This window comes from Variovorax sp. dw_308 (genome assembly GCF_019207085.1).
In the GTDB taxonomy this organism is placed as follows: Bacteria; Pseudomonadota; Gammaproteobacteria; order Burkholderiales; family Burkholderiaceae_C; genus Variovorax.
In genome coordinates this window covers 79,473-101,299 of the sequence record NZ_JAATOM010000011.1, presented here as the reverse complement: position 1 = coordinate 101,299, position 21,827 = coordinate 79,473, and the positions used below count along the sequence as shown (strand labels likewise).

General features: G+C 66.7%; 19 protein-coding genes. 10 read left to right on the top strand and 9 right to left on the bottom strand.

Translation table 11 applies throughout. The features are described 5' to 3' along the window. Window position 1: 1 nt before the first annotated feature. From HCU76_RS21125 to HCU76_RS21095, 7 genes are all read right to left on the bottom strand, one after another. Window positions 2-886: an alpha/beta fold hydrolase gene (locus HCU76_RS21125; RefSeq protein ID WP_213954210.1), complete on the bottom strand. Its 885-nt coding sequence runs from the start codon at window positions 884-886 to the stop codon at window positions 2-4. Next, window positions 883-1,947: a branched-chain amino acid ABC transporter permease gene (locus HCU76_RS21120; protein WP_213954209.1), complete on the bottom strand. Its 1,065-nt coding sequence runs from the start codon at window positions 1,945-1,947 to the stop codon at window positions 883-885. The genes HCU76_RS21125 and HCU76_RS21120 overlap by 4 nt, the downstream gene beginning before the upstream one ends. Before the next feature lie 55 nt (window positions 1,948-2,002). Beyond that, window positions 2,003-2,986, bottom strand: a complete 984-nt coding sequence (locus HCU76_RS21115) for a branched-chain amino acid ABC transporter permease (protein ID WP_213954208.1) — start codon at window positions 2,984-2,986, stop codon at window positions 2,003-2,005. Continuing rightward, a complete protein-coding gene (locus HCU76_RS21110) occupies window positions 2,983-3,705 on the bottom strand; it encodes an ABC transporter ATP-binding protein (protein ID WP_213954207.1) in 723 nt (240 codons plus the stop codon). The genes HCU76_RS21115 and HCU76_RS21110 overlap by 4 nt, the downstream gene beginning before the upstream one ends. Beyond that, window positions 3,702-4,469, bottom strand: a complete 768-nt coding sequence (locus HCU76_RS21105; RefSeq protein WP_213954206.1) for an ABC transporter ATP-binding protein — start codon at window positions 4,467-4,469, stop codon at window positions 3,702-3,704. Before HCU76_RS21105 ends, HCU76_RS21110 begins: the two co-directional genes overlap by 4 nt. 163 nt (window positions 4,470-4,632) lie before the next feature. Then, on the bottom strand, window positions 4,633-5,829 hold the full coding sequence (locus HCU76_RS21100) for a substrate-binding domain-containing protein (protein ID WP_213954205.1): 1,197 nt from the start codon (window positions 5,827-5,829) through the stop codon (window positions 4,633-4,635). A 198-nt stretch (window positions 5,830-6,027) separates the two neighbouring features. Next, window positions 6,028-7,560: a sigma-54-dependent Fis family transcriptional regulator gene (locus HCU76_RS21095; protein ID WP_213954204.1), complete on the bottom strand. Its 1,533-nt coding sequence runs from the start codon at window positions 7,558-7,560 to the stop codon at window positions 6,028-6,030. Window positions 7,561-7,703: 143 nt separating this feature from the next. On the opposite strand from HCU76_RS21095, the gene HCU76_RS21090 reads away from it, so the two are divergent. Beyond that, window positions 7,704-9,764, top strand: coding sequence for a carbon starvation CstA family protein (locus tag HCU76_RS21090; RefSeq protein WP_213954203.1), 2,061 nt, complete (start codon window positions 7,704-7,706; stop codon window positions 9,762-9,764). A gap of 7 nt (window positions 9,765-9,771) precedes the next feature. Continuing rightward, the gene (locus tag HCU76_RS21085; RefSeq protein ID WP_213954202.1) at window positions 9,772-9,978 is read left to right on the top strand and encodes a YbdD/YjiX family protein; all 207 of its coding nucleotides are present in this window, start codon (window positions 9,772-9,774) and stop codon (window positions 9,976-9,978) included. Between the two features lie 21 nt (window positions 9,979-9,999). Here the strand turns inward: HCU76_RS21085 and HCU76_RS21080 are convergent, their stop codons facing one another. Next, window positions 10,000-10,914, bottom strand: coding sequence for a toll/interleukin-1 receptor domain-containing protein (locus HCU76_RS21080; RefSeq protein ID WP_213954201.1), 915 nt, complete (start codon window positions 10,912-10,914; stop codon window positions 10,000-10,002). Between the two features lie 140 nt (window positions 10,915-11,054). On the opposite strand from HCU76_RS21080, the gene HCU76_RS21075 reads away from it, so the two are divergent. From HCU76_RS21075 to HCU76_RS21055, 5 genes are all read left to right on the top strand, one after another. After that, window positions 11,055-11,789, top strand: coding sequence for a CerR family C-terminal domain-containing protein (locus HCU76_RS21075; protein WP_213954200.1), 735 nt, complete (start codon window positions 11,055-11,057; stop codon window positions 11,787-11,789). After that, a complete protein-coding gene (locus HCU76_RS21070; protein ID WP_213954199.1) occupies window positions 11,786-13,318 on the top strand; it encodes an efflux transporter outer membrane subunit in 1,533 nt (510 codons plus the stop codon). Before HCU76_RS21075 ends, HCU76_RS21070 begins: the two co-directional genes overlap by 4 nt. Beyond that, window positions 13,315-14,469, top strand: a complete 1,155-nt coding sequence (locus HCU76_RS21065) for an efflux RND transporter periplasmic adaptor subunit (protein WP_213954198.1) — start codon at window positions 13,315-13,317, stop codon at window positions 14,467-14,469. Before HCU76_RS21070 ends, HCU76_RS21065 begins: the two co-directional genes overlap by 4 nt. Before the next feature lie 187 nt (window positions 14,470-14,656). Then, window positions 14,657-17,764 carry an efflux RND transporter permease subunit gene (locus tag HCU76_RS21060; RefSeq protein ID WP_213954197.1) on the top strand — a complete coding sequence of 1,036 codons (3,108 nt, stop codon included), beginning with the start codon at window positions 14,657-14,659 and terminating at the stop codon, window positions 17,762-17,764. Between the two features lie 48 nt (window positions 17,765-17,812). Continuing rightward, entirely contained in the window at window positions 17,813-18,157 is a 345-nt protein-coding gene (locus HCU76_RS21055; protein ID WP_213954196.1) for a hypothetical protein, read from the top strand. 24 nt (window positions 18,158-18,181) lie between these two features. Here HCU76_RS21055 and HCU76_RS21050 read toward each other — a convergent pair whose 3' ends face one another. Next, a complete protein-coding gene (locus HCU76_RS21050) occupies window positions 18,182-19,120 on the bottom strand; it encodes an amino acid--[acyl-carrier-protein] ligase (RefSeq protein ID WP_213954195.1) in 939 nt (312 codons plus the stop codon). Between the two features lie 579 nt (window positions 19,121-19,699). Between HCU76_RS21050 and acpS the strand changes: the two genes are divergently transcribed. From acpS to HCU76_RS21035, 3 genes are all read left to right on the top strand, one after another. Beyond that, window positions 19,700-20,119 carry a holo-ACP synthase gene (gene acpS, locus HCU76_RS21045; protein ID WP_213954194.1) on the top strand — a complete coding sequence of 140 codons (420 nt, stop codon included), beginning with the start codon at window positions 19,700-19,702 and terminating at the stop codon, window positions 20,117-20,119. A 66-nt stretch (window positions 20,120-20,185) separates the two neighbouring features. Beyond that, entirely contained in the window at window positions 20,186-20,446 is a 261-nt protein-coding gene (locus tag HCU76_RS21040) for an acyl carrier protein (protein WP_213954193.1), read from the top strand. 135 nt (window positions 20,447-20,581) lie between these two features. Next, window positions 20,582-21,772 carry a DUF1972 domain-containing protein gene (locus HCU76_RS21035; protein ID WP_256354316.1) on the top strand — a complete coding sequence of 397 codons (1,191 nt, stop codon included), beginning with the start codon at window positions 20,582-20,584 and terminating at the stop codon, window positions 21,770-21,772. Window positions 21,773-21,827: the final 55 nt, after the last annotated feature.

The window sequence follows — 21,827 nt, the reverse complement described above, 5'->3', positions numbered from 1 at the left end:
CTCAGCTCGCCGCGCGGACAAAGGCCTCGATGGGCTCCAGATGCCCAGGCACGTTCAACGCGGGTGCATGGCCGCAACCCGGCACCTCGATGACCTGCAGCCGTCCCCGCACACCGGGGCCGCGACCGTGCATCTCGACGATCGTCTCTGGTCGCACCAGGTCCGAGTCGACGCCGCGCAGGCACAGCACCGGCGCCTCGATCGCGTCGTAGTGGGTCCAGATCAGGTAGTCGTCGGGATGGGCGATGAACTGCCGCACCATGGCCGGGTCGTAGTGCGGCGTGACGCGACCGTCGGGCAGGCGGCGGGTGGAAGTCTCGGTGAGCCGGCGCCATTGCGCATCGCTGAGCCAGCCGTAGGGCTTGTAGACGGTGCGGAAGAAGGCTTCGAGTTCAAGCACGCTGTCGAAGGCCGGCGGGCTGCCCGCATAGGAGCGGATGCGCTCGATGGCCGAGGCTGCGACTTCCGGCGCGGTGTCGTTGATGACCAGGCTTCGGATGCGCTGCTTCATGCGGGGTTGCGCCAGGCCCGACGCGCACACCATGCCGATCGCGCCGCCCATCGATGTGCCGACCCAATGAAGGCGGTCGAGGTGCAAGGCATCGCAGAAGGCATCGGCCAGTTGTGCATAGAACGAGAGCTGGTATTCGTCGTCCGGCGCGGGGCTCCATTGGCTCAGCCCGCGGCCGATGGTGTCGGGGCACAGCACGCGGAAGCCTCGCTCGGCAAAGTGCTGCGCGAGTTCATCCATGTCGCGACTGGTGCGCGCGAGGCCGTGCCACGCGATGACGACCTCGCCGTCGCGCGGACCCCAGTCCATGTAGTGGATCTCCCGGCCGATGAGTTGGACGTAGTGGGAGGAAGGCGGGGAGGAAGGAGCGTTCATCGGGAGGCCCTTGTGCGAAGCCGGCCGACGATGCCGGTCGGGAAGTAGTAGACGGAGAGAACGAAGAGCACGCCGAGCCACAGCAGCCAGCGGTCCGGCGACAGCAGGGCCGACAGCCACGGCAGGTCGCTCGCGGCAGTGCTGCCGAGCTTCAGCAAGTCCTGGAGATAGCTTTGCGCCACCACGAACAGCGTAGCGCCAATGACCGCGCCGTACACGGTGCCCATGCCGCCGATCACCACGATCAGTAGCACGTCGACCATGATCTCGAAGCTCAGCGACGTGTCCGGCCCGTTGTATCGCAGCCAGATGGCGAGCATGGCGCCCGCCAGCGTCGCGAACAAGGCCGACAGCACCGCCGCCGTGGTGCGGTACACCACCACGCGGTAGCCGATGGCCTCGGCACGGAACTCGTTCTCCCGGATGGCCTGCAGCACGCGCCCGAACGGCGAATTAACGATGCGCAGCAGCGCCAGCACCAGCACCACTGCGACGACGAACAGCAGGTAGTAGCAGAGCAGGCGGCCATCGAGCGAGACGCCGAGGAAGGGCTCGTCGGCGAATTCGAAGCTCGGCGAGATCAGCTCCGGCAGCTTGAAGGTGAGCCCGTCTTCGCCGCCGGTGAAGTCCGAGAGCTGCGAGGCCAGCGTCTGGAAGGCCGAGGCCACCGCCAGGGTGATCATCGCGAAGAAGATTGCGCGCACACGCAGCGAGAACAGGCCGACCGCGACCGAGAGCACCAGCGACACCAGCAGCGCGCCAGCCAGCCCCACCCCCATCGCGCCCCACCCCGCACCCAGCCGCGTGGCCGAGATCGCGATGCCGTAGGCGCCGATGCCGAAGAACATCGTGTGCGCGAAGCTCACGATGCCGGTGTAGCCCAGCAGCAGGTCAAAGCTCGCCACCAGCACGATGAACACCAGCACCTTGGCCGCGACGCTGAGCGCCTTGACGCCCGGAAAGATGAAGGGCGCGAAGGCCAGGCCCAGCACCACCAGGACGAGCAATGCGGCGAGCACGCGGCTGCGCGGCGCATCGTTGGAGAGGAGTCTTGTCAGCATGTCTGGACGCCTGGATGTCTGGATGCGGGAATGGACAAGTCCGACTTCGACGGGTTCATCGATTGGCCACCGGGTACACGCCCTGCGGGCGCCACAGCAGGATGCCGACCATCAGCAGGATGTTCGAGAACAGCGCCAGTTTGGGCAGCAGGAAGCCGCTGTAGTTGGCCATCAGCCCGACCAGCAGTGCGCCGATCAGCGCGCCCCCGGTGGAACCGAGGCCGCCGATGATGATGACGATGAACAGCAGCACATTCACCTGCGCGCCGATCTGCGGCACGACGCTCTGCTGGAACAGTCCCCACATCACGCCACCCAGGCCGGCCAAGGCGCTGCCGACGACGAAGATGCCGATGAACAGGCGCCGGATGCGATAGCCGAGCGACTCGACCATCTCGCGGTCCTGCACGCCGGCGCGGATCAGCAAGCCGACCTTGGTGCGCGTCAGTGTCCAGGCCAGCGCGCCGAACACGACGAGGCCGATGGCCACGGCGAACAGCCGGTACTTCTCGATGGCTGCACCCAGCCAGAACACCGTGCCGGCCATGGCCGCCGGCGGCAGCAGCGGCAACTGCGCCGGGCCCCAGATCACCTTGATGAGTTCCTCGCCGATGATCATGCCGCCCATCGTGATGAGGATCTGCTTCAGGTGCTGCCCATAGACCGGCCGCACGATGAAGCGCTCGAACAGCAGCCCCAGCGCCCCGGCCGCGAGCATCGCGAGCAGCAGCGCCGGCACGAGCGCCATCAGGTTGCGGCCCAGCGCGTCGGCGGTGGACCAGTCGCTCAGGCCGCCCAGCACCGTGGTCGCGATGTAGGCGCCCAGCGCAATGAATACGCCGTGGCCGAAATTCAGCACGTCCATCAGCCCGAAGACCAGTGTGAGGCCCGAGGCGATGATGAAGATGATCATCCCCATCGCCAGGCCCGCGATGGTGAGCGTGAGCCAGGTCGAGAACGAGCCGGTGAGCGGCAGCGCCACGAGCGCGAGCACCGGCACGAGCAGCAGCGGCTTCCAGTCGAAGTCCATCGCTTTCATAGCGCCAACCCCAGCAGCGACTGCTGCAATTGCGCATCGGCCGAGAACGCCGCCATGCTTCCGCTGTGCACCACGCGCCCGTTGTCCATCACCGCGACCGAGTCGCCCAGGCGCTGCGCGAAGTTGATGTTCTGCTCCACCAGCAGGATCGTCACGCCACTGCGCTTCAACTCGTCGAAGGCATCGATCATGTTGTTGATGATGGCTGGCGCCAGCCCCTTGCTCGGCTCGTCGACGATCAGCAGTTCGCGCGGCTCGACGATCGCGCGAGACACGGCCAGCATCTGCTTCTGGCCGCCCGACAGCTTGCCGGCCGGGTGGTTCCAGAACTTCTCCACCGCGGGGAACAGCTTGAAGATCCACTTCAGCCGCGCATCGTCCATCTGCGCCGCATTCTTTGCGCCGCGCGCGGCGAGCAGCATGTTTTCCTTCACCGTGAGGTCGGAGAAGATGCCCATGTTCTCGGGCACGTAGGCCATGCCGAGCGCCGCGATCTGCGGCGTCTGCATTTGCGTGATGTCCTTGTCGGCGAAGCGCACCGTGCCCTGCGATGCGTGCCACAGGCCCATGATGGTTCGCAGCGTGGTCGTCTTGCCGGCACCGTTGCGGCCGAGCAGCATGGTGAGTTGCCCCTTCGGCACGGCCAGGTCGACGCCATGCAGGATGTGATACGCCCCGATGTGCGTGTGCACGCCGCTCAGTTCGAGCAGGTTGTTCATGCGGCCTCCTTCGGCGCGATGCCCAGGTAGGCTTCCTGTACCACCGGGGAGGCAATCACTTCGGCCGGCTCGCCATCGGCCACCAGCGTGCCGTTGTGCAGCACGATGATGCGGTCGGCCAGCTCGCGCACCACGTCCATCTTGTGCTCGACCAGCAGGATGGTCTTGGTCTTGTCCTTCTTCAATTGCCGGATCAGGTCGAGGATGACCGGCGCCTCGGCCGCGTTCATGCCGGCCGTGGGTTCGTCGAACATGAAGACCCTGGGCTCCAGCGCCATCAGCAAGGCCACTTCGAGCTTGCGCTGGTCGCCATGCGGAAGGCTGGCGACGGTTGCGTGTTCCCTGGCCTTGAGGTTGATCTGCGCGAGCAATTCATCGGCCCGCGCGGTCAGTGCCTTGTGGTCGCTCCAGATGCTCCAGAGATTGAGCCCGTGGCGATGCGCCCCGGCGCGCGTGGCCTGCACGGCGAGCCGCACATTCTCCAGCACCGTGAGATTGGGGAACAGGTTGGTGAGCTGGAACGCCCGCCCCAGCCCCGCATGCGTGCGCGCCGAGGGCGACATGCCCGACAGCGACTTGCCATCGAGCGACACCGTGCCCGCGCTCGCCTTGAGCTGGCCCGAGATCAGGTTGAAGTAGGTCGTCTTGCCGGCGCCGTTCGGCCCGACGATGGCCGTCAGTGTCCCGGGCGCGAAGGCGCAAGACACCGCATTCACGGCCACGTGGCCGCCGAAGCGGATGGTCAGGTCTTTGGTTTCGAGCATCTGAAATTCGGGATCGGACATCCGGACGCAGAGGACGCGAAGGTTCCGCGAAGGACGCAAAAGGACATCCGAGGATTTCCCTTTGGATTTCTTTCGCGTCCTTTGCGTACCTTCGCGCCCTTCGCGTACGGTCAAGTCCGCATTGGGCTGCCTTGCCTGTCGATCAACGCTTGTTCTTGATCGGAATGTTCATCTCTTCCGGCTTGATCTCATGCACCAGCTCCGGCACGCCCCACGCGAACGCCGGGTCCACCTTGATCTTGAAGTGGTACATCGACTGCATCGCCTGGTGGTCTTCCTTGCGGAAGGTCATCTTGCCCTTGGGCGTGTCGAAGCTCATGCCTTCCATGGTCGAGATGAGCTTGTTGGTGTTGGTGTCGCCGCCCGTCTTCTTGAGCGCCGTGACGATGGCCGTCGCCGCCGCGAAGCCGCCGGCGGTGAAGAAGTCCGGCGGTGCCTTGTACTTCTTGTAGTGGTTCGACACGAGCCACTCGTTGACCGGGTTCTTCGGGATGCCGAAGTAGTAGTAGATCGAGCCTTCCATGCCCGGGAAGGGCTTGTAGTTGACCAGTGCCGGCAGGATGTTGCCGCCGCCCGCGATCTCGATGCCGTTGCTCTTCAGGCCCAGGTCCGACACCTTGAACGGGTTGGCCGCGCCGGCCCACACGATGTAGACGACCTTGCGACCGGCCGTGCCCTTGAACTTGTCGAGGATGCGCTGCGCCGCGGCGGTGAAATCCGTGGTAGCGGGCGGCAGGTACTCCTCGCCCACCACCTTGGCCTTCTTGATCGACTCCTTGAACGCGGTCATGCCGTCGCGGCCGAAGGCGTTGTCCTGGGCCAGCAGCACGATCGAGGTGCCGTCCTTGTCCTGCGCGACCGCGTTGCTGATCGCGTCCTGCGAGCTGTTGCGCGCGGTGCGGAAGATGTACTTGTTCCACTTGTCGCCGGTGATCGAGTCGGCAACCGCGGGCTCGACGACCAGCAGCTTCTTGTATTCCTCGGCCACGGACAGCATCGCCAGCGCAGCGCCCGACGAGGAGGTGCCCACGGCCAGGTCGGCCTTGTCGTCGCTGTAGGCGGCGGAGAGCAGCGACTTGGCGACGTCCGGCTTGCCCTGGTCGTCTTTTTCCATCACGACGATCTTGCGACCGTTGACCATCATGGTGCCCTCGGTCGCGTATTCGAGGCCCAGGTTGAACCCGATCGCGGTCTGCTTGCCGTAGGCTTCCAGCGGGCCGGTGTTGCTGTAGATGTGGGCGATGCGAATGTCCTTGCCGGACTGGGCAAGGGCCGGTGCGGAAGCGGCGGCTGCGATGGCGCCGAGGGCTGCGATCGCGACGAGGCTGCGACGGTTCATGGATCAGGTCTCCTGGTTGGAATGGCTGAATATTGCACAGTTCATGCCAGGCCGGAGACGTTTGATTACAAGGGGTTCCTCCTTGTAACGCGCCAGCCGCTATGGGTTTTCAGACAAACAAGTGTCTGCTACTCAGACATTTGCATGGAAGACATACAGGGTTTTCCAGCGCCCCGACAGCCGCCGCGCCGCGCTTCCCTACCCTGCGCCAGGCTGCGTGATCCGCGCATACAAGGTGGCGCGCGAGATGCCGAGCAGCCGCGATGCCGCCAGCTTGTTGCCACCGGTCTTTGCCATGGCCGCAGCAATGGCACGGGCCTCCAGGTCGGCGATCTGGTCGGCCAGCGGCCGCAGGAGGGTTTCATCATCGCCCTGCGGGATGGACGCCGGCGCTTCGGGCGTCGCGATCTGCTCCAGGCCCGTCTCGGCGAGCACGCGCTTGACTTCCGCCGCATCGATGCGCGTCGAGTCGCTGCGCATCGCGACCTGCTCCAGCACGTTGCGCAGTTCGCGCGTGTTGCCGCGCCAGTGCTGCGCCGCCAGCAGGGCCAGCGCGTCGGGCATGAGTTCAGGTGGTGACTCGCCGCTGCGCTGCGCCATGTCTTCGCCCAGCGCCTCGACCAGCGCAGGGATGTCGCCACGACGCTCGCGCAGCGGCGGCACGCGCAAGGGCAGCACGTTGAGCCGGTAGTAGAGGTCCTCGCGAAAGCGGCCCTCGCGCACCAGCGCCGGGAGGTCGCGCGAGGTCGCGGCGATGACGCGCGCATCGAAGGCCACGAGCTTGTTGGAGCCCAGCGGCTCGATCTCGCCCTCCTGCAGCGCCCGCAGCAGCTTGGCCTGCAGGCTCATCGGCATGTCGCCGATCTCGTCGAGGAACAGCGTGCCGCCATCGGCCAGCTTGAACTTGCCGTCGCGCCCGCGGCGGTCGGCACCGGTGAACGCGCCCGGCGCAAAGCCGAAGAACTCGGCTTCCAGCAAGGTGTCCGGCACTGCCGCGATGTTCAGGCTGACAAAGGGCCCGTTCGCGCGCGCCGACGCCGTGTGGATCGCGTGCGCCAGCAACTCCTTGCCCGTGCCCGTCTCGCCGAGCAGCAGGACCGGGCTCGAGGACTGTGCGGCGCGACGCGCATGGCGCTTCACGTCCACCGCCGCGGGACTGCTGCCGATGAAGCTCGCGAAGGTGTACTTGGCGCGCCGCTGCCCATCGGTGGATTGCCGCAGCAGCGGGTTGGCACGCTGCGTGGCCAGTTCGCGCCGCGCGTCGTCGAGGTCGCGCTGCAGCATCGCGAACTTGCTGATCAAGGGCTGCAGCGTGGTCTCCGGATGGTCGAAGAGCACGATGCCGATCGCGCCGATCACATCGCCTAGCACATAGCCCTCATCGCCCTCGCGCTCCTCGTGCAGCGGGATGCGGCTGACCACGAAGGTGCCGGCCTTGTTGGTCAGCAGGTCGATCAGGATCGGCTTGCCGGTCTCCAGCACCTGCCGCATCTGGGTGTTGGGGATCACGTCCTCGACCATCTGTCCCATGAACTGGTCGATCGATGAGAACCCGAGCGCCGGCAGGAAGCGCTTGTAGCCCTCGTTGACCCAGACGATGCGACCACTGCGGTCAACCAGGAACATGCCCTGGCTGATGCTGGAAAACAGGTGGAACATCGAGCGGGCCGCCAATGCATGGATGGCGTGCGCGTCGAGCGGAAGCGCGGTGGCTGAGGCAGGCGTGGGCATGGCGCGGATCGTAGCCGCCGGCGCCATGGCGATGTCGGCGAACGCCTCTCCCGCTCACAAACGGTCACCGGGGGCGCCACACGAACGATTGACGGCCCGGCGGAATTCATCAACCATGCGAATCCATCCATGGGGAGACAAACATGCAGAACATCGGAAAACACCTTGTTTGGCTGGTCGTGGCTGTGCTCGGCGCCTTTGCGCTCGGCACGGTCGCACTCTCGCGAGGCGAGTCCATCAACGCGTTGTGGATCGTGGTCGCGGCAGTCTGCGTCTACCTCATCGCCTACCGCTACTACAGCCTGTTCATCGCCAACACGGTGCTGGGCGTGGACCCGAGTCGCAAGACGCCAGCGCATCGCCACAACGACGGTCTGGACTACGTGCCGACGGACCAGAAGGTGCTGTTCGGCCACCACTTCGCGGCCATCGCCGGCGCCGGCCCGCTGGTCGGCCCGGTGCTCGCCGCGCAGATGGGCTACCTGCCGGGGCTGCTGTGGATCCTGGCCGGCGTGGTGTTCGCCGGTGCGGTGCAGGACTTCATCATCCTCTTCATCTCGACGCGGCGCGACGGCCGTTCGCTCGGCGAACTGGTCAAGACCGAGATGGGCACCATCCCCGGCATGATCGCCCTGTTCGGCACCTTCATGATCATGATCATCATCCTGGCGGTGCTGGCGCTGATCGTGGTGAAGGCGCTGGCCGAATCGCCCTGGGGCACCTTCACCGTGGGTGCGACCATCCCGGTGGCGATCTTCATGGGCATCTACCTGCGCTACATCCGGCCCGGCAAGATCGGCGAGATCTCGGTGGTCGGCTTCGTGCTGCTCATGCTGGCCATCTTCGGCGGCCAGGCGGTGAGCCACAGCGAATACTGGGCGCCGCTCTTCACCTTCGACGGCAAGCAACTGACCTGGATGCTGATCGGCTATGGCTTCGTCGCCGCCACGCTGCCGGTGTGGCTGCTGCTCGCGCCGCGCGACTACCTCTCGACCTTCCTGAAGATCGGCACCATCGTCGCGCTCGCGATCGGCATCGTGTTCGTCGCGCCGACCTTGCAGATGCCTGCCTTCACGCAGTTCGCCCAAGGCAACGGGCCGGTGTGGTCGGGCAACCTGTTCCCCTTCCTGTTCATCACCATCGCCTGCGGCGCCGTGTCGGGCTTCCATGCGCTGATCTCCTCGGGCACCACGCCGAAGATGATCGACAACGAAAGCCACATGCGGCTGATCGGCTACGGCGGCATGCTGGCGGAATCGTTCGTCGCGGTGATGGCGCTGGTGGCGGCTTCGGTCATCGAACCGGGCATCTACTTCGCGATGAACAGCCCGGCGGCGCTGGTCGGCTCCACGCCGGATGCGGTCGCGCAGGTGATCTCGGGCTGGGGCTTCGCGGTGACGCCGGACATGCTGCTGCAAACGGCCAAGGACGTCGGCGAAACCACGATCCTGGGCCGCGCCGGCGGTGCGCCGACCCTGGCGGTGGGCATGGCGCACATCCTCCAGCAAGCGATTGGCGGCCAGGGGATGATGGCCTTCTGGTATCACTTCGCGATCCTGTTCGAAGCACTGTTCATCCTGACCGCCGTCGACGCCGGAACCCGCGCCGGGCGCTTCATGCTTCAGGACCTGCTCGGCAGCTTCGTGCCGGCACTGGCCAAGACCGACTCGCTGCCGGCCAACCTGGTCGCCACCGCCTTGACGGTCGCTGCATGGGGCTACTTCCTCTACCAGGGCGTGGTCGATCCGCTGGGCGGCATCAACACCTTGTGGCCGCTGTTCGGCATCTCGAACCAGATGCTCGCGGCCGTGGCGCTGATGCTCGGCACGGTGGTGCTGTTCCGCATGAAGCGCGAGCGCTATGCATGGGTGGCGATGGCGCCCGCGGCCTGGCTGCTGATCTGCACGCTGACGGCCGGCTGGCAGAAGATCTTCTCGGCGGACCCGAAGGTCGGGTTCCTGTCGCATGCCGGCAAGTACGCCGAAGCGTTGGCGCAAGGCACGCTGATGGCGCCGGCCAAGACGCCCGAGGCCATGTCGCGCATCATCTTCAACGACCGGCTCGACGCGGCGCTGTGCGCCGTGTTCATCTTCGTAGTGCTGAGCGTGCTGTTCTACAGCGTGAAGACCTCGCTCGCGGCCCGCGCCGCGAACCGGCCAACCACGCGCGAGACGCCGTTCGAGCCGGCGCCGTCGGCCGGATGAGGCAGCGATGAACACCTCGCTCCCCGAAGCCGGCCGCTACCTGGCCCGCACGCTGACGCAGACGCTGCGCCTGATGGTCGGCGTGCCGGACTACGACACCTACGTGGCCCACATGAAGACCACGCACCCCGACCGCGAGCCGATGAACTACGAGGCCTTCTTCCGGGAGCGGCAGCAGGCGAGGTACGGTACGGGCAGGGGCCGCTGCTGCTGAAGCGGACGACATTTCATTGCATCACTCGTCGACGGCGGCCTTCGCCGAGCCGTCCTTGTCGATGACCAGGTTCAGCCCCACTTCGGCTTCGTCGACGTTGTCGAAGGGCGGGATCCGGACGGCCGAGAGCTTCTCGACCATGCAGTCGCCGAATGGCGGCGCCTTCATTTCGCAATAGCCCGACGCGAAGTACACATTGCGCACGCTGCCGTCTGGCGCGAAGCTGAAGACCAGGGGGCACTCGCCCGCCAGGTCCTTGGCGGGCTTGCACGCAGCGACGGCCTTCGGGGTCGCGGCCAAGGTGATTTCATGGGCTCGATCGCGATCGAACGCGGCGGGCGCCGGTGGCGACTTCAACGCCAGCCAGGCCGCTGACGCAGCCAGGGCGGCCACCACGAGCCCGCCTGCTGCGACCCATTCCATTGGAACCCGGGCGAGCTTGAGCGCATTTCTCAATTCGCGGGCCAGGTTCGCGACGTCGTCTTTCCAGCGGTCGTCCCGGATCACCGTGGCCTGCCGCTGCACCAGCGGTCGCAGGTCGGCCGGCAGTTCTCCTGCAGCCGGCAGGCTCGCCCCCTGCATGAGGACCGGAACCACGGACACATCGGCCTGCGCGAGCGCGTGTGCCAGCTCCAGGCGCACATAGTCCTGGCCCTCGCGCGGCACGTCCAGGGCTTCACGCCATTGCGCGCCGATGACCGCGAGCACCGCGCCGCACGAAGCCAGTTCGCCGCGCAGCACGCGCTCGAAATCCGCGCCGGGCGCAATGTCGGCCACATCCATGAACACCCGGTCCCCCAGGATGCGCGTGAGGTCGTCCTTCAGGCGTCCGGCATGGCCAGCGCTGTCGGCGCGGCGGTAGCTGATGAAGATCCGGTCGCGCCGCGGCGGCCTGGCAGAGGGCTCGGCTTTCTCCGTGTGGATCTCCGTTTGCATCGCCCGATCTTCGCAGGGACGCGGGCTGCCGTGTGCGCCGGGCGAGCGTTCATCGCGGACCGGGACTTTCAAGGAAGGCCCCATGCGAGTGCGGGTTAAGTCAATCAAACGATTGATTTATCTGTTCCAATACGGTCCCCATGCCTGTCGCTTCCCAGCCACCCCACCCAACACGTTCCGACGGCGTGGAGGCGCGCGGCCGCATCCTGCACGCCGCCCTCGCCCTCTTCGCGGAAAAGGGTTTCGCCAAGACCTCCACGCGCGAGATCGCCCAGGCAGCGGGCGCGAACATCGCCGCCATCAGCTACTACTTCGGCGACAAGGCCGGCCTCTATGCGGCGACCTTTTCCGAGCCCATGGGCGGCGATGCTGGCGAACTCATTTCGCACTTCACCGCGCCCGGACTTTCGCTGGAAGAAGCGCTGCGCATCTTCATGACCGGCTACGTCGCGCCGCTGAAAGACAGTGAAACCGCGCGGCAGTGCATGCGCCTGCACATGCGCGAACTCATCGAGCCCACGAGCCAGTGGAAGATGGAACTCGACCGCGACCTCAAGGAGCCGCACGACGCGCTCGTGGCCTTGATATGCAAGCACCTCGGCGTGCCCGCGAACAGGGCCGACGACGACATGCACCGCCTCGCCTTCTCGGTGACCGGCCTCGCCATCCAGCTCTTCGTGATGCAGGACGTCATCGGCGAAATCCGGCCACCGCTCCTACGCACGCCATCGCATATCGATACATGGGCCGAGCGCCTTGTCCAGTACGCTTTGGCGCTCGTTGCCTCGGAGGCGCAACGCCGCGCCGGCGTGCCCGAATCCCAACCCCAGCGGGCGCCCATCGCTCCCAAGAAGAAGTCCAGCAAGATCCTATGAGCCTTCGCAGATTGAGACGGATCGGTTCGACCGCCTGCCTGCCCATCGCGGCGCTCGCGCTGAGCGCCTGCAGCCTGACGCGGCCACCGGCCAACATCGGTGCGCCCCTGCCCGCGCAATGGCATTCACCGTTGCCGGCGGCCGGTGCGTCGGCCGCCCTGCCCCACGGCGGCTCGGTGCGCGTGATGACCGAATGGTGGCGTCAGCTCGACGACCCATTGCTGGTCGAATTGATCGACGCAGCCCAGAACGCGAGCCCGACCCTGGCCAGCGCCGCGGCACGCGTCGGCGAAGCGCGCGCGAGCAGCATCGCGGCAGGCGCGGCCCTGCTGCCCAACCTCGCAGGTACGGCGTCGGCCTCGCGCGGCAACTCGCAATTCGCGGGCACCAGCGGCTTCGGCAGCGCGGCGACCACCAGCGGCGGCTCGACCGCGACGCCCATCGTCACCACTTACCAGGCCGGCTTGCAGGCCAGCTGGGAACTCGACCTGTTCGGCAAGCTGCGCGCCGGGCGTGACGCCAGCACGCTGCGCCTCGCCGGCGCGGACGCGCGGTGGCACCAGGCGCGCGTGTCCGTGGCCGCCGACACGGCCAACCTCTACTTCAACGAACGCGCCTGCGAGCAACTCGTGACGGTGGCAGAGAACGACGCGACATCGCGCGCGGAGACCGCACGCCTGACCGAACTCTCGATGCGCGCCGGCTTCACGGCGCCCGCTGATGCCGCGTTGGCGCGTGCCAGTGCCGCCGACGCATCCAACCGGCTCAAGCTGCAGACCTCGCAGTGCGCCGTGGTGCGCGCCGGACTGGTCGCCTTGACCGGCCTCGACGCCAACGTGATCGAGCAGAAGATGGCCGCCACGCCCGCCGACCGCGCGCTTCCCAAGACCCATGCGATCGACAGCGTTCCCGCCGAAGCCCTGGCGCAACGGCCCGACCTGTATTCGGCCGAACTCGACGTCGCGGCGGCCAGCGCCTCGGTCGGCGAGGCGCAGCGCGCGCGCTACCCGAGCCTGTCGCTCACCGGCACCGTCGGCAAGCTGCAGCTCCGTACCCAGGGCTTCAAGGAGACGCTCGACACCTGGAACATCGGCCCGCTGCAGCTCACGGTGCCGATCTTCGATGGCGGCGCTCTGAAAGCCAACGTCGACGCGGCGACAGCGCGCTATGACGAGGCAGCCTCGGTCTATCGCGGCAACGTGCGGCAGGCCGTGCGTGAAGTCGAAACGGCGCTGCTCAACCTCGACAGCACCACCCGCCGCGCCGACGATGCCGACGTGGCGGTGCAGAACTACCAGGCCTCGCTCGACGCCATGCAGGCGCGCTACCAAAGCGGCCTGGCCAGCCTGCTCGACCTGGAGACCTCGCGTCGCCTGTTGATCAGCGCACTCACCGCCCGTGTGCAGTTGCAGCAGGAGCGCGCCGACGCCTGGGTCGCGCTGTACCGCGCGATGGGCGGCGGCTGGGTCCGGCCCGACGGCGCCACCGCCATCAGCCAACAAGAAACGACATCCTCGAAGTCGCAATGAACATCAAACGTCCCACTCTCATCGTCGCAGCCGTCGTGCTGCTGGTCGTCGTCGCCGCAGGCTTCTTCATGATGCGCAAGAAGGCCGACCAGCCCGCCGCGCCCGGCACCGCCAGCTCGGCCAGCACCAAGCACGGCGCCCCGCCGGCACGGCCCACGCTGACGGTCACGGTCGCCAAGCCCGAGTCCGCCGAACTGACCGACACGCTCGCCGCCAACGGCAACGTCATGCCGTGGCAGGAGGCCAGTGTCGGTTCCGAATCGAACGCCCTGCGCCTTGCCGAAGTCCGAGTGAATGTCGGCGACACGGTCAAGCGCGGCCAGGTGCTCGCCACCTTCGAGCCCGAGACGATCAACGCCGACGTGGCGCAGGCCAAGGCCTCGCTCGCCGAAGCCCGCGCCACCGCGGCCGACGCGGCCGGCACGGCTGATCGGGCGCGCACGCTCGAGAAGACCGGCGCCCTGAGCCAGCAGCAGATCAACCAGTACACCACTGCCGCACAGACTGCCAAGGCCCGCGTCGAAGCCGCCGAGGCCGTGCTCGCCGCACAGCAGGTGCGTGGCCGCAACACGCAGGTGCTGGCGCCCGACGACGGCGTGATCTCCTCGCGCACGGCTACTGTCGGCAGCGTCGTCGCTGCGGGCACCGAGCTGTTCAAGCTGATCCGGCAGGGCCGCCTCGAATGGCGTGCCGAAGTCACCTCGGCCGAACTGGGCCGCGTCCCGGTCGGCACGCCCGCCAGCGTCACCAGCGCCAGCGGCGCGCAGGTGCAGGGCAAGGTGCGCGCGGTGTCGCCGATGGTCGACCCGCAGACGCGCGCGGCCATCGTCTACGTGGACATGCCCAACCTGCAGCAGAACAGCGCCATCAAGGCCGGCATGTTCGCGCGCGGCGATTTCCAGCTCGGTCGCAGCAATGCGCTGACGGTGCCGCAGGCCTCGATCGTGCCGCGCGACGGATTCAACTTCCTGCTGCTGCTGCAGCCCGACAACCGCGTGAGCCAACTCAAGATCGACACCGGCCGCCGCGTGGGCGAGCGCGTCGAGATCACCACCAAGCTGCCGGCCGATGCGCAGGTGGTGGTGCAAGGCGCCGGCTTCCTCAACGACGGCGACCTGGTGCGCGTCGTGGATGCCGGGGGTGCCAAATGAAGGTTCGGGTCGTGGACAGGCTTGTGAATTCGGATTTGGCCGTACGCGAAGGACGCAAAGGTTTCGCGAAGGACGCAAAAGAATTCATGAAGAAATTTTCTGGCTTTCCTTCGCGTCCTTCGCATTTCTTCGCGACTTTCGCGTACGGTCAAGTCCGCTCCCGTATTTGCCTCCCGGGGGTCCAGCCATGAACGTCTCCGCATGGTCCATCCGCAACCCGATCCCGGCGGTGATGCTGTTCGTGCTGCTCACCTTCGGCGGGCTGCTGTCCTTCAACGCGATGAAGGTGCAGAACTTTCCGGACATCGACCTGCCGACCGTCACGGTCTCGGCCGCGTTGCCCGGCGCCGCGCCATCGCAGCTCGAGACGGATGTCGCGCGCAAGCTCGAGAACGCGATCGCCACCATCCAGGGCCTGAAGCACATCACGACCAAGGTGCAGGACGGCGCGGCCACGCTGATCGTCGAGTTCCGCCTGGAGAAGCCGGTGCAGGAAGCCGTCGACGACGTGCGTTCGGCAGTGCAGAAGGTGCGCTCCGACCTGCCCGCCGACGTGCGCGACCCGGTCGTCACCAAGCTCGATTTCGCGGCCCAGCCGGTGCTCGCCTTCACGATCTCGTCGAGCAAGCTGGACCCGTCCGAGCTGAGCTGGTTCGTCGACAACGACGTCACGAAGAAGCTGCTTGCGCTGCCGGGTGTGGGCGCGGTCAACCGCGTCGGCGGCGTCACGCGCGAAGTGCATGTCGACCTCGACCCGGCCAAGCTGCAGGCGCTCGGCGCCAGCGCGGCCGACATCTCGCGCCAGCTTCGCCAAGTCCAGACGGAAAGCGCCGGCGGTCGCACCGACCTCGGCGGCAGCGAGCAACCGGTGCGCACGCTCGCCACGGTCAAATCGGCCGATGAACTCGCCGACCTGCAGATCGCGCTGTCGGACGGTCGACGCATCCGGCTCGACCAGGTGGCGCGCGTGAGCGACACCATCGCCCAGCCGCGCGCAGCCGCTCTGCTGGACGGCAAGCCGGTGGTCGGCTTCGAAGTGGCGCGCAGCCGCGGTTCCAGCGAAGTCGAAGTCGGCGCGGCCATCCAGAAGGCGCTCGGCGAGATGCGCGCGGAGCGCCCTGACATCCAGCTCACCGAGGCCTTCAACTTCGTCAAGCCGGTCGAGGAAGAGTACGAAGGCTCGCTGCACCTGCTCTACGAAGGCGCGATCCTGGCGGTGCTGGTGGTGTGGCTGTTCCTGCGCGACTGGCGCGCGACCTTCGTGTCGGCCGTGGCCTTGCCGATGTCGGTGATCCCCGCATTCATCGGCATGTACCTGCTGGGCTTCTCGGTCAACGTCATCTCGCTGCTGGCCTTGTCTCTGGTGATCGGGATATTGGTGGACGATGCCATCGTCGAGGTCGAGAACATCGTGCGCCACCTGCGCATGGGCAAGTCGCCGTATGAAGCGGCGATGGAGGCAGCCGACGAGATCGGCCTGGCCGTGATCGCCACCACCTTCACGCTCATCGCCGTGTTCCTGCCGACCGCGTTCATGAGCGGCGTGGCGGGCAAATTCTTCAAGCAGTTCGGCTGGACCGCATCGCTCGCGGTGTTCGCCTCGCTGGTGGTGGCGCGCGTGCTCACGCCGATGATGGCGGCCTACATCCTCAAGCCCATCGTCACGCAGGAAAAGGAGCCGGCATGGCTGCGCGTGTACATGCGCACGGTCGGCTGGTGCATGCACAACCGCTTCAAGACGATGGTGCTGGCCACGCTGTTCTTCTTCGGTTCGCTGGCGATGATCCCGCTGCTCAAGACCGGCTTCATCCCGCCCGACGACAACTCGCAGACGCAGGTCTACATCTCGCTCGCACCCGGTGCCACGCTGGCGCAGACCACGGCCACGGCCGAAGAGGCGCGCCGGCGCGTGATGGAAATCAAGCACGTGCGCAGCGTCTACACCACCGTGGCCGGTGGCAGCGCGGGCGGCGATCCCTTCGCCAACTTCGGCACGCCGGAGACGCGCAAGGCCACGCTCACGATCCAGCTCGACGCGCGCGGTGACCGCCCCCGCAAGCAGGTCATCGAGAACCAGATCCGCACCGCGCTGGAGTCGCTGCCCGGCGTGCGCAGCACCGTGGGCCTGGGCGGCTCCGGCGAGAAGTACATCCTCGCGCTGTCCGGCGACGACCCGAACGCTCTGACCACCGCCGCCCGCGCCGTGGAGCGCGACCTGCGCACCATCCCCGGCCTCGGCAACATCACCTCGACCGCGAGCCTGATCCGCCCGGAGATCGCGGTACGCCCCGATTTCGCGCGCGCCGCCGACCTCGGCGTGACCAGCAGCGCCATTGCAGAGACACTGCGCGTGGCCACGCTGGGCGACTACGACGTGTCGCTGCCCAAGCTCAACCTCGCGCAGCGGCAGGTGCCGATCGTGGTCAAGCTCGAGGACTCCGCGCGCGCCGACCTGCCCCTGCTCGAACGCCTGAGCGTGCCGAGCGCACGTGGCCCGGTCATGCTCGGCCAGGTCGCCAAGCTCACGGTGGAAGGCGGCCCCGCCGTGATCGACCGCTACGACCGCTCGCGCAACGTCAACTTCGAGATCGAACTGTCGGGCGTGGGCCTGGGCGATGCGAAGGACGCGGTCATGAAGCTGCCCTCCATCACCAACCTGCCGCCCGGCGTGCGCGTCGCGGAAGTGGGCGATGCGGAGGTGATGACTGAACTGTTCAACAGCTTCGGCCTGGCGATGCTGACGGGCGTGCTGTGCATCTACATCGTGCTGGTGTTGCTGTTCAAGGACTTCCTGCACCCGGTCACCATCCTCTGCGCACTGCCGCTGGCATTGGGCGGCGCCTTCGTCGGCCTGCTGATCGGGCAGAAGGCGCTGTCGATGCCATCCCTCATCGGGCTCATCATGCTCATGGGCGTGGCAACGAAGAACTCCATCCTGCTGGTCGAATACGCCATCGTCGCGCGGCGCGAACACCACATGAGCCGCTGGGACGCACTGCGCGACGCCTGCCACAAGCGCGCCAGGCCCATCATCATGACGACCATCGCCATGGGCGCGGGGATGCTGCCGATCGCGGTGGGTTTCGGCGCGGCGGATTCGAGCTTCCGCTCCCCGATGGCCGTGGCCGTGATCGGTGGGCTCATCACCTCGACCGTGCTGAGCCTGCTGGTGGTGCCCGCCGTGTTCACCTACATTGACGACATCGAGCACTGGATCCGGCGTACTGTCCGAAAGGTGCGCGGGCAACCGGCCGACCCGCACATCGACGACGACCTGAAACCATCTCCAAACTGAGGTCGCCGCAGCGGCGGCGACCGGTGTGCAACGAAACGAGGGTCCACCATGAAACGCTCGCGCATTGCTGCAGTCCTGTCCCTGCTGGCGCTTGCCGCATCGTCGGCCAGCGCACAGCCCTCCGAGGCCGCGCGCCTGCGCTATGAGCAGACGATCGCACAGTGCGACGGCGCGAACCTGCCGCGCCCGGAGCGCAATGCCTGCATTCGCGATGCCGGTGATGCGCTGGCTCGCGCGGGCGGCGGTCAGCCCGCGGTGTCGCCGGACACCATCCCCGACACGCGCTCCACGGTGATCGCGCCGGACGGCACGCAAAGGAGCGGGGATGACTCCGACTCGACCTACACGACGCGGGACGGCCGGGCCGTTGTCGTGCCGCCCGCCAAAAACTGACGCGCGAGAGCGCCAGCAGTTTTGCTAAAGCCGAAGTTCGCCCCGCACCTCGCGCGGCCAGCGATCCGGGTCCATCCCGTGCGTCTTGAACAGCGCCAGCACGGTGCGATCGAGCCCCAACCCGATGCAGGCCGTGTGCGCCGTGGCGTCGTCGGATTGCCGGATGCCGAACTTGCCGGTGAAGTGCTCCTGGTGCCAGTTGAAGGAGCAGATTGCTGTCGGCTTCTCGAGCGACACCACCGGCACGACGATCTCGAACTTGAGGGCCATCTCCCGCTGGCTCTCGGCCAGCAACCGCCCGGTCTTGCCGAAGAAAGGGTCGTTCGCGACCTCGCTGTGCACCGGCAGGCCGATGCTGCGAAACATGGCCATCCCCTGCGCCAGCCAATCGTCGCGCCACTTCTGCACGGCCTCCGGCGCACCGACGCGGACCAGCTCCCGCATGCGGAATGACTGCATCCGTGTCGGCTCGTCCGACGGCTCATGCCGATAGCACCAGCCCACGACGCTGACCAGGCGCCCGCCTTCGGGCAGCAGACCGCGCAAGAGCGGATAGACCGGGTAGCAGGCGGCAGGCAACAGCATGGCCTCGGTGATGTCGAGCAGGTCTTCCCAGCGCTGCCCCCCGGCTGCCCTGGCCTCCATCTCGCGCGCCTGAGCGTCGCTGCCAAAGAAGCTGTGCACGCTGCCGATCAGTTGCGGGAAGTTGCCGAGGTAGCCCATCTTCTCGATCAGGTCGCGCGCCACGATCGGGGGAAACATCATCGGCCTGGCGTCGGGAGCGTCGCCGGTGCGCATGAACAGCGCATCGAAGCACTGGAGCACGTGTTCGAAGACTTCTCCGCGGCCATACCCTCCCTTCACGGCCGATGGAAGGAGCAATCCGTGCGCAACGAGCGCATCGTGGAACGCACGGGGGTCATAGCGGTCGACGGCTTCCGCGGCCGGCGGCGAGGGGGTCATGATGGGGAGGCCTCTCTGGTCATCAGTTGCATGAACTTGCCGGCAATGCCGACACCGACTGCGCATGACACAGCGGTGGCATTTCTTTCCGGCGAGTAACGATCGTTGTCGAAATGCGCCCAAGGCCAACGCAGCCCGCTCGCTGTCGTGCATTGCCAACACCGCCGCATTTGAAGCGCAACATTCCGCAAGCGCTGAAAGCCAGCTCAGCGGAGTTTTGCATGGGTCATCCGGTGTCGGCCAACCCACCGCGCAACCCGGCCGGCAATGCATGCGGCACGCGCAGCGCCGCAATCCGACGGCTCGCAGTCACGCCTGCCCACCCAGCGCCAAAGCGTGCGCCACTGCGGTTTCGCGGGCGATCCGTGCGCCAGATGCCGTGGCCCTTGCCGGACGGCAGCGAAGCGAAATGAGGAGGCTAACGTTGGCATGAGGAAGTCGGAGACGCAATTGTTCGCAGTTTCGCTCCACGCTCTGCCCTATGGCCGATACCTCCGGAGGTAGTCGAGATGACTATGTACAACTTTTGGCCGAATCGCTACGCTCCTTATCGTCAATTCACGTCAACTCCTCGTCAGCATGCCCACCCCCCGTCGTCAGGACCCAGCTTCAAGTCTCCGCCTCGGCGTGGACCTGGTGGACGTGCATGCGATCGAGGACTCGCTGGCGGAATTCGGAGACCGTTTCGTCCATCGCATTTTTTCAAGGCACGAGATCGAGATCTCCAACGGATCGCCCGAGCGCCTGGCCGCGCGCTTTGCAGCCAAGGAGGCCGTGATCAAGGCGCTCGACCTGGCTGAACTCGGCGTCGACTGGCGAAACATCGAGGTCCGCAGCAGTGCGACGGGGCGCCCGGGAATGCGCCTTGCCGGCAACGTGGCGGCGCGGGCGCGCGAACTCGGCGCCCACGACATCATGGTCTCCCTGAGCCAGGAAGGAAGCATCGCGATGGCCGCGGTCATTGCGCAAATCGGTCCGGAACCGACCGAAACGGGATAGGGCCCAGGCGCTCGCGGGCGCGGACCCAAGTCGATAAAAATTGAGATCGTTTTAGCTGTCACACACATGAATACAACCACCGACATTCACACCGTCGAGGCCGCAGTACGGGAGGTACTCGGCAAGCATGGACGTCTTGTCCAGGACGTCTACAGGCTCCCTCACGATGCAAGCCTCGGGGAGGCGGGCCTGACTTCGCTGGCCAGCGTCAACGTGATGCTGGCCCTGGAAGCCGAGTTCGGCGAGATCCCGGAAGAACTGCTCACGCGCAGCGTGTTCCGGAGCATTGCTTCCCTCACCCGGGCCATGCATTCGCTCACGGCCTGAAGGCCGCCGCTTCCATCCGGCCGGCAAGGCCTCGACAGATTCATCCGAACTCCGGCGACCGTCGCCAGCCTCGATGGCTGCGCGCGTGAACGAGCAGTACCTCCCATCGTTCGATTGCCTCCTATGAAGTCCACTATGCCAACCACAACGACCCCGTCGAAATCCATTGCCATCATGGGAATCCGTGGCATTCCCGCCCAGCACGGTGGCTTCGAGACCTTTGCCGAGCAGCTCGCGCCCTACCTGCTTTCCGCCGGCTGGGCAGTCACCGTCTACTGCCAGGAAGATGGAAAGATGCCGACGTGGGAGAGCACGTTCCACGGCATCCGGCGCGTTCACATCGGCGTGGGGCGGGACACCGCCCTCAACTCCATCCGCTTCGACTGGGCCTGCATTTCGCACGCGTTGAAAGACCGTCCCTCGCTGGTGCTCACGCTTGGCTACAACACCGCGCTGTTCGGCTTGCGCCTGCGCGCGGCCGGCATCCCCAACGTGATGAACATGGACGGCATCGAATGGTCGCGCCAGAAGTGGGGGCCCATGGCGCGCGCCTGGCTCTACCTGAACGACTGGGCAGGCTGCCTCGGCGCGACCCACCTGGTGGCGGATCACCCGGAGATCGCGCGCCACCTTTCCTCGCGTGTGCGCGCTCGCAAGATCACCACGATTCCCTATGGCACCACGGCCATCGAAGACGTGGACACCGCACCGCTCAAGGAACTGGGTGTGCAGCCCGGCAAGTTCGTGACCGTGATCGCACGCCCCGAACCGGAGAACTCGATCCTGGAAATCGTCCAGGCCTTCTCCGCGAAGAAGCGCGGCGTCGACCTGGTGGTGCTCGGCAACTACCGGTCCGAGGTCGCCTACCACGCGCAGGTGCAGGCCGCGGCCAGCAACGAGGTGCGCTTCCCCGGCGCGATCTACGACAGCAGCATCGTTCACTCGCTGCGCAAGCACTCCATCCTCTACGTGCATGGCCACCGCGTGGGCGGAACCAATCCCTCCCTGCTCGAAGCCATGGGCGCCGGCAATGCGGTGCTCGCACACGACAACCAGTTCAATCGATGGGTGGCCGGCGAAGGCGCGGGCTACTTCAAGGACGCCAGCAGTTGCCGCGACGCACTCGACAACCTGCTCGGCAACGCAGCGCAGCGCAGCGAGATGAGCGCCGCCACGCTGAAGCGGGCCCGCCTCACCTTTGCGTGGCGCGACGTGCTGGCCGCCTATGCGTTCCTCCTCTCCGATGTGCACTCCTGGGCGCACGGCCGCCCCTCCTCATGGCAACGGCTGCCCACATCGCTTCCCCAAGAACCTGAAGGCACGTAGATGATTTTCTTCCGACCCCTGGTCGTGGTTCTCCTTGCATTCGCACTCGCAGCTT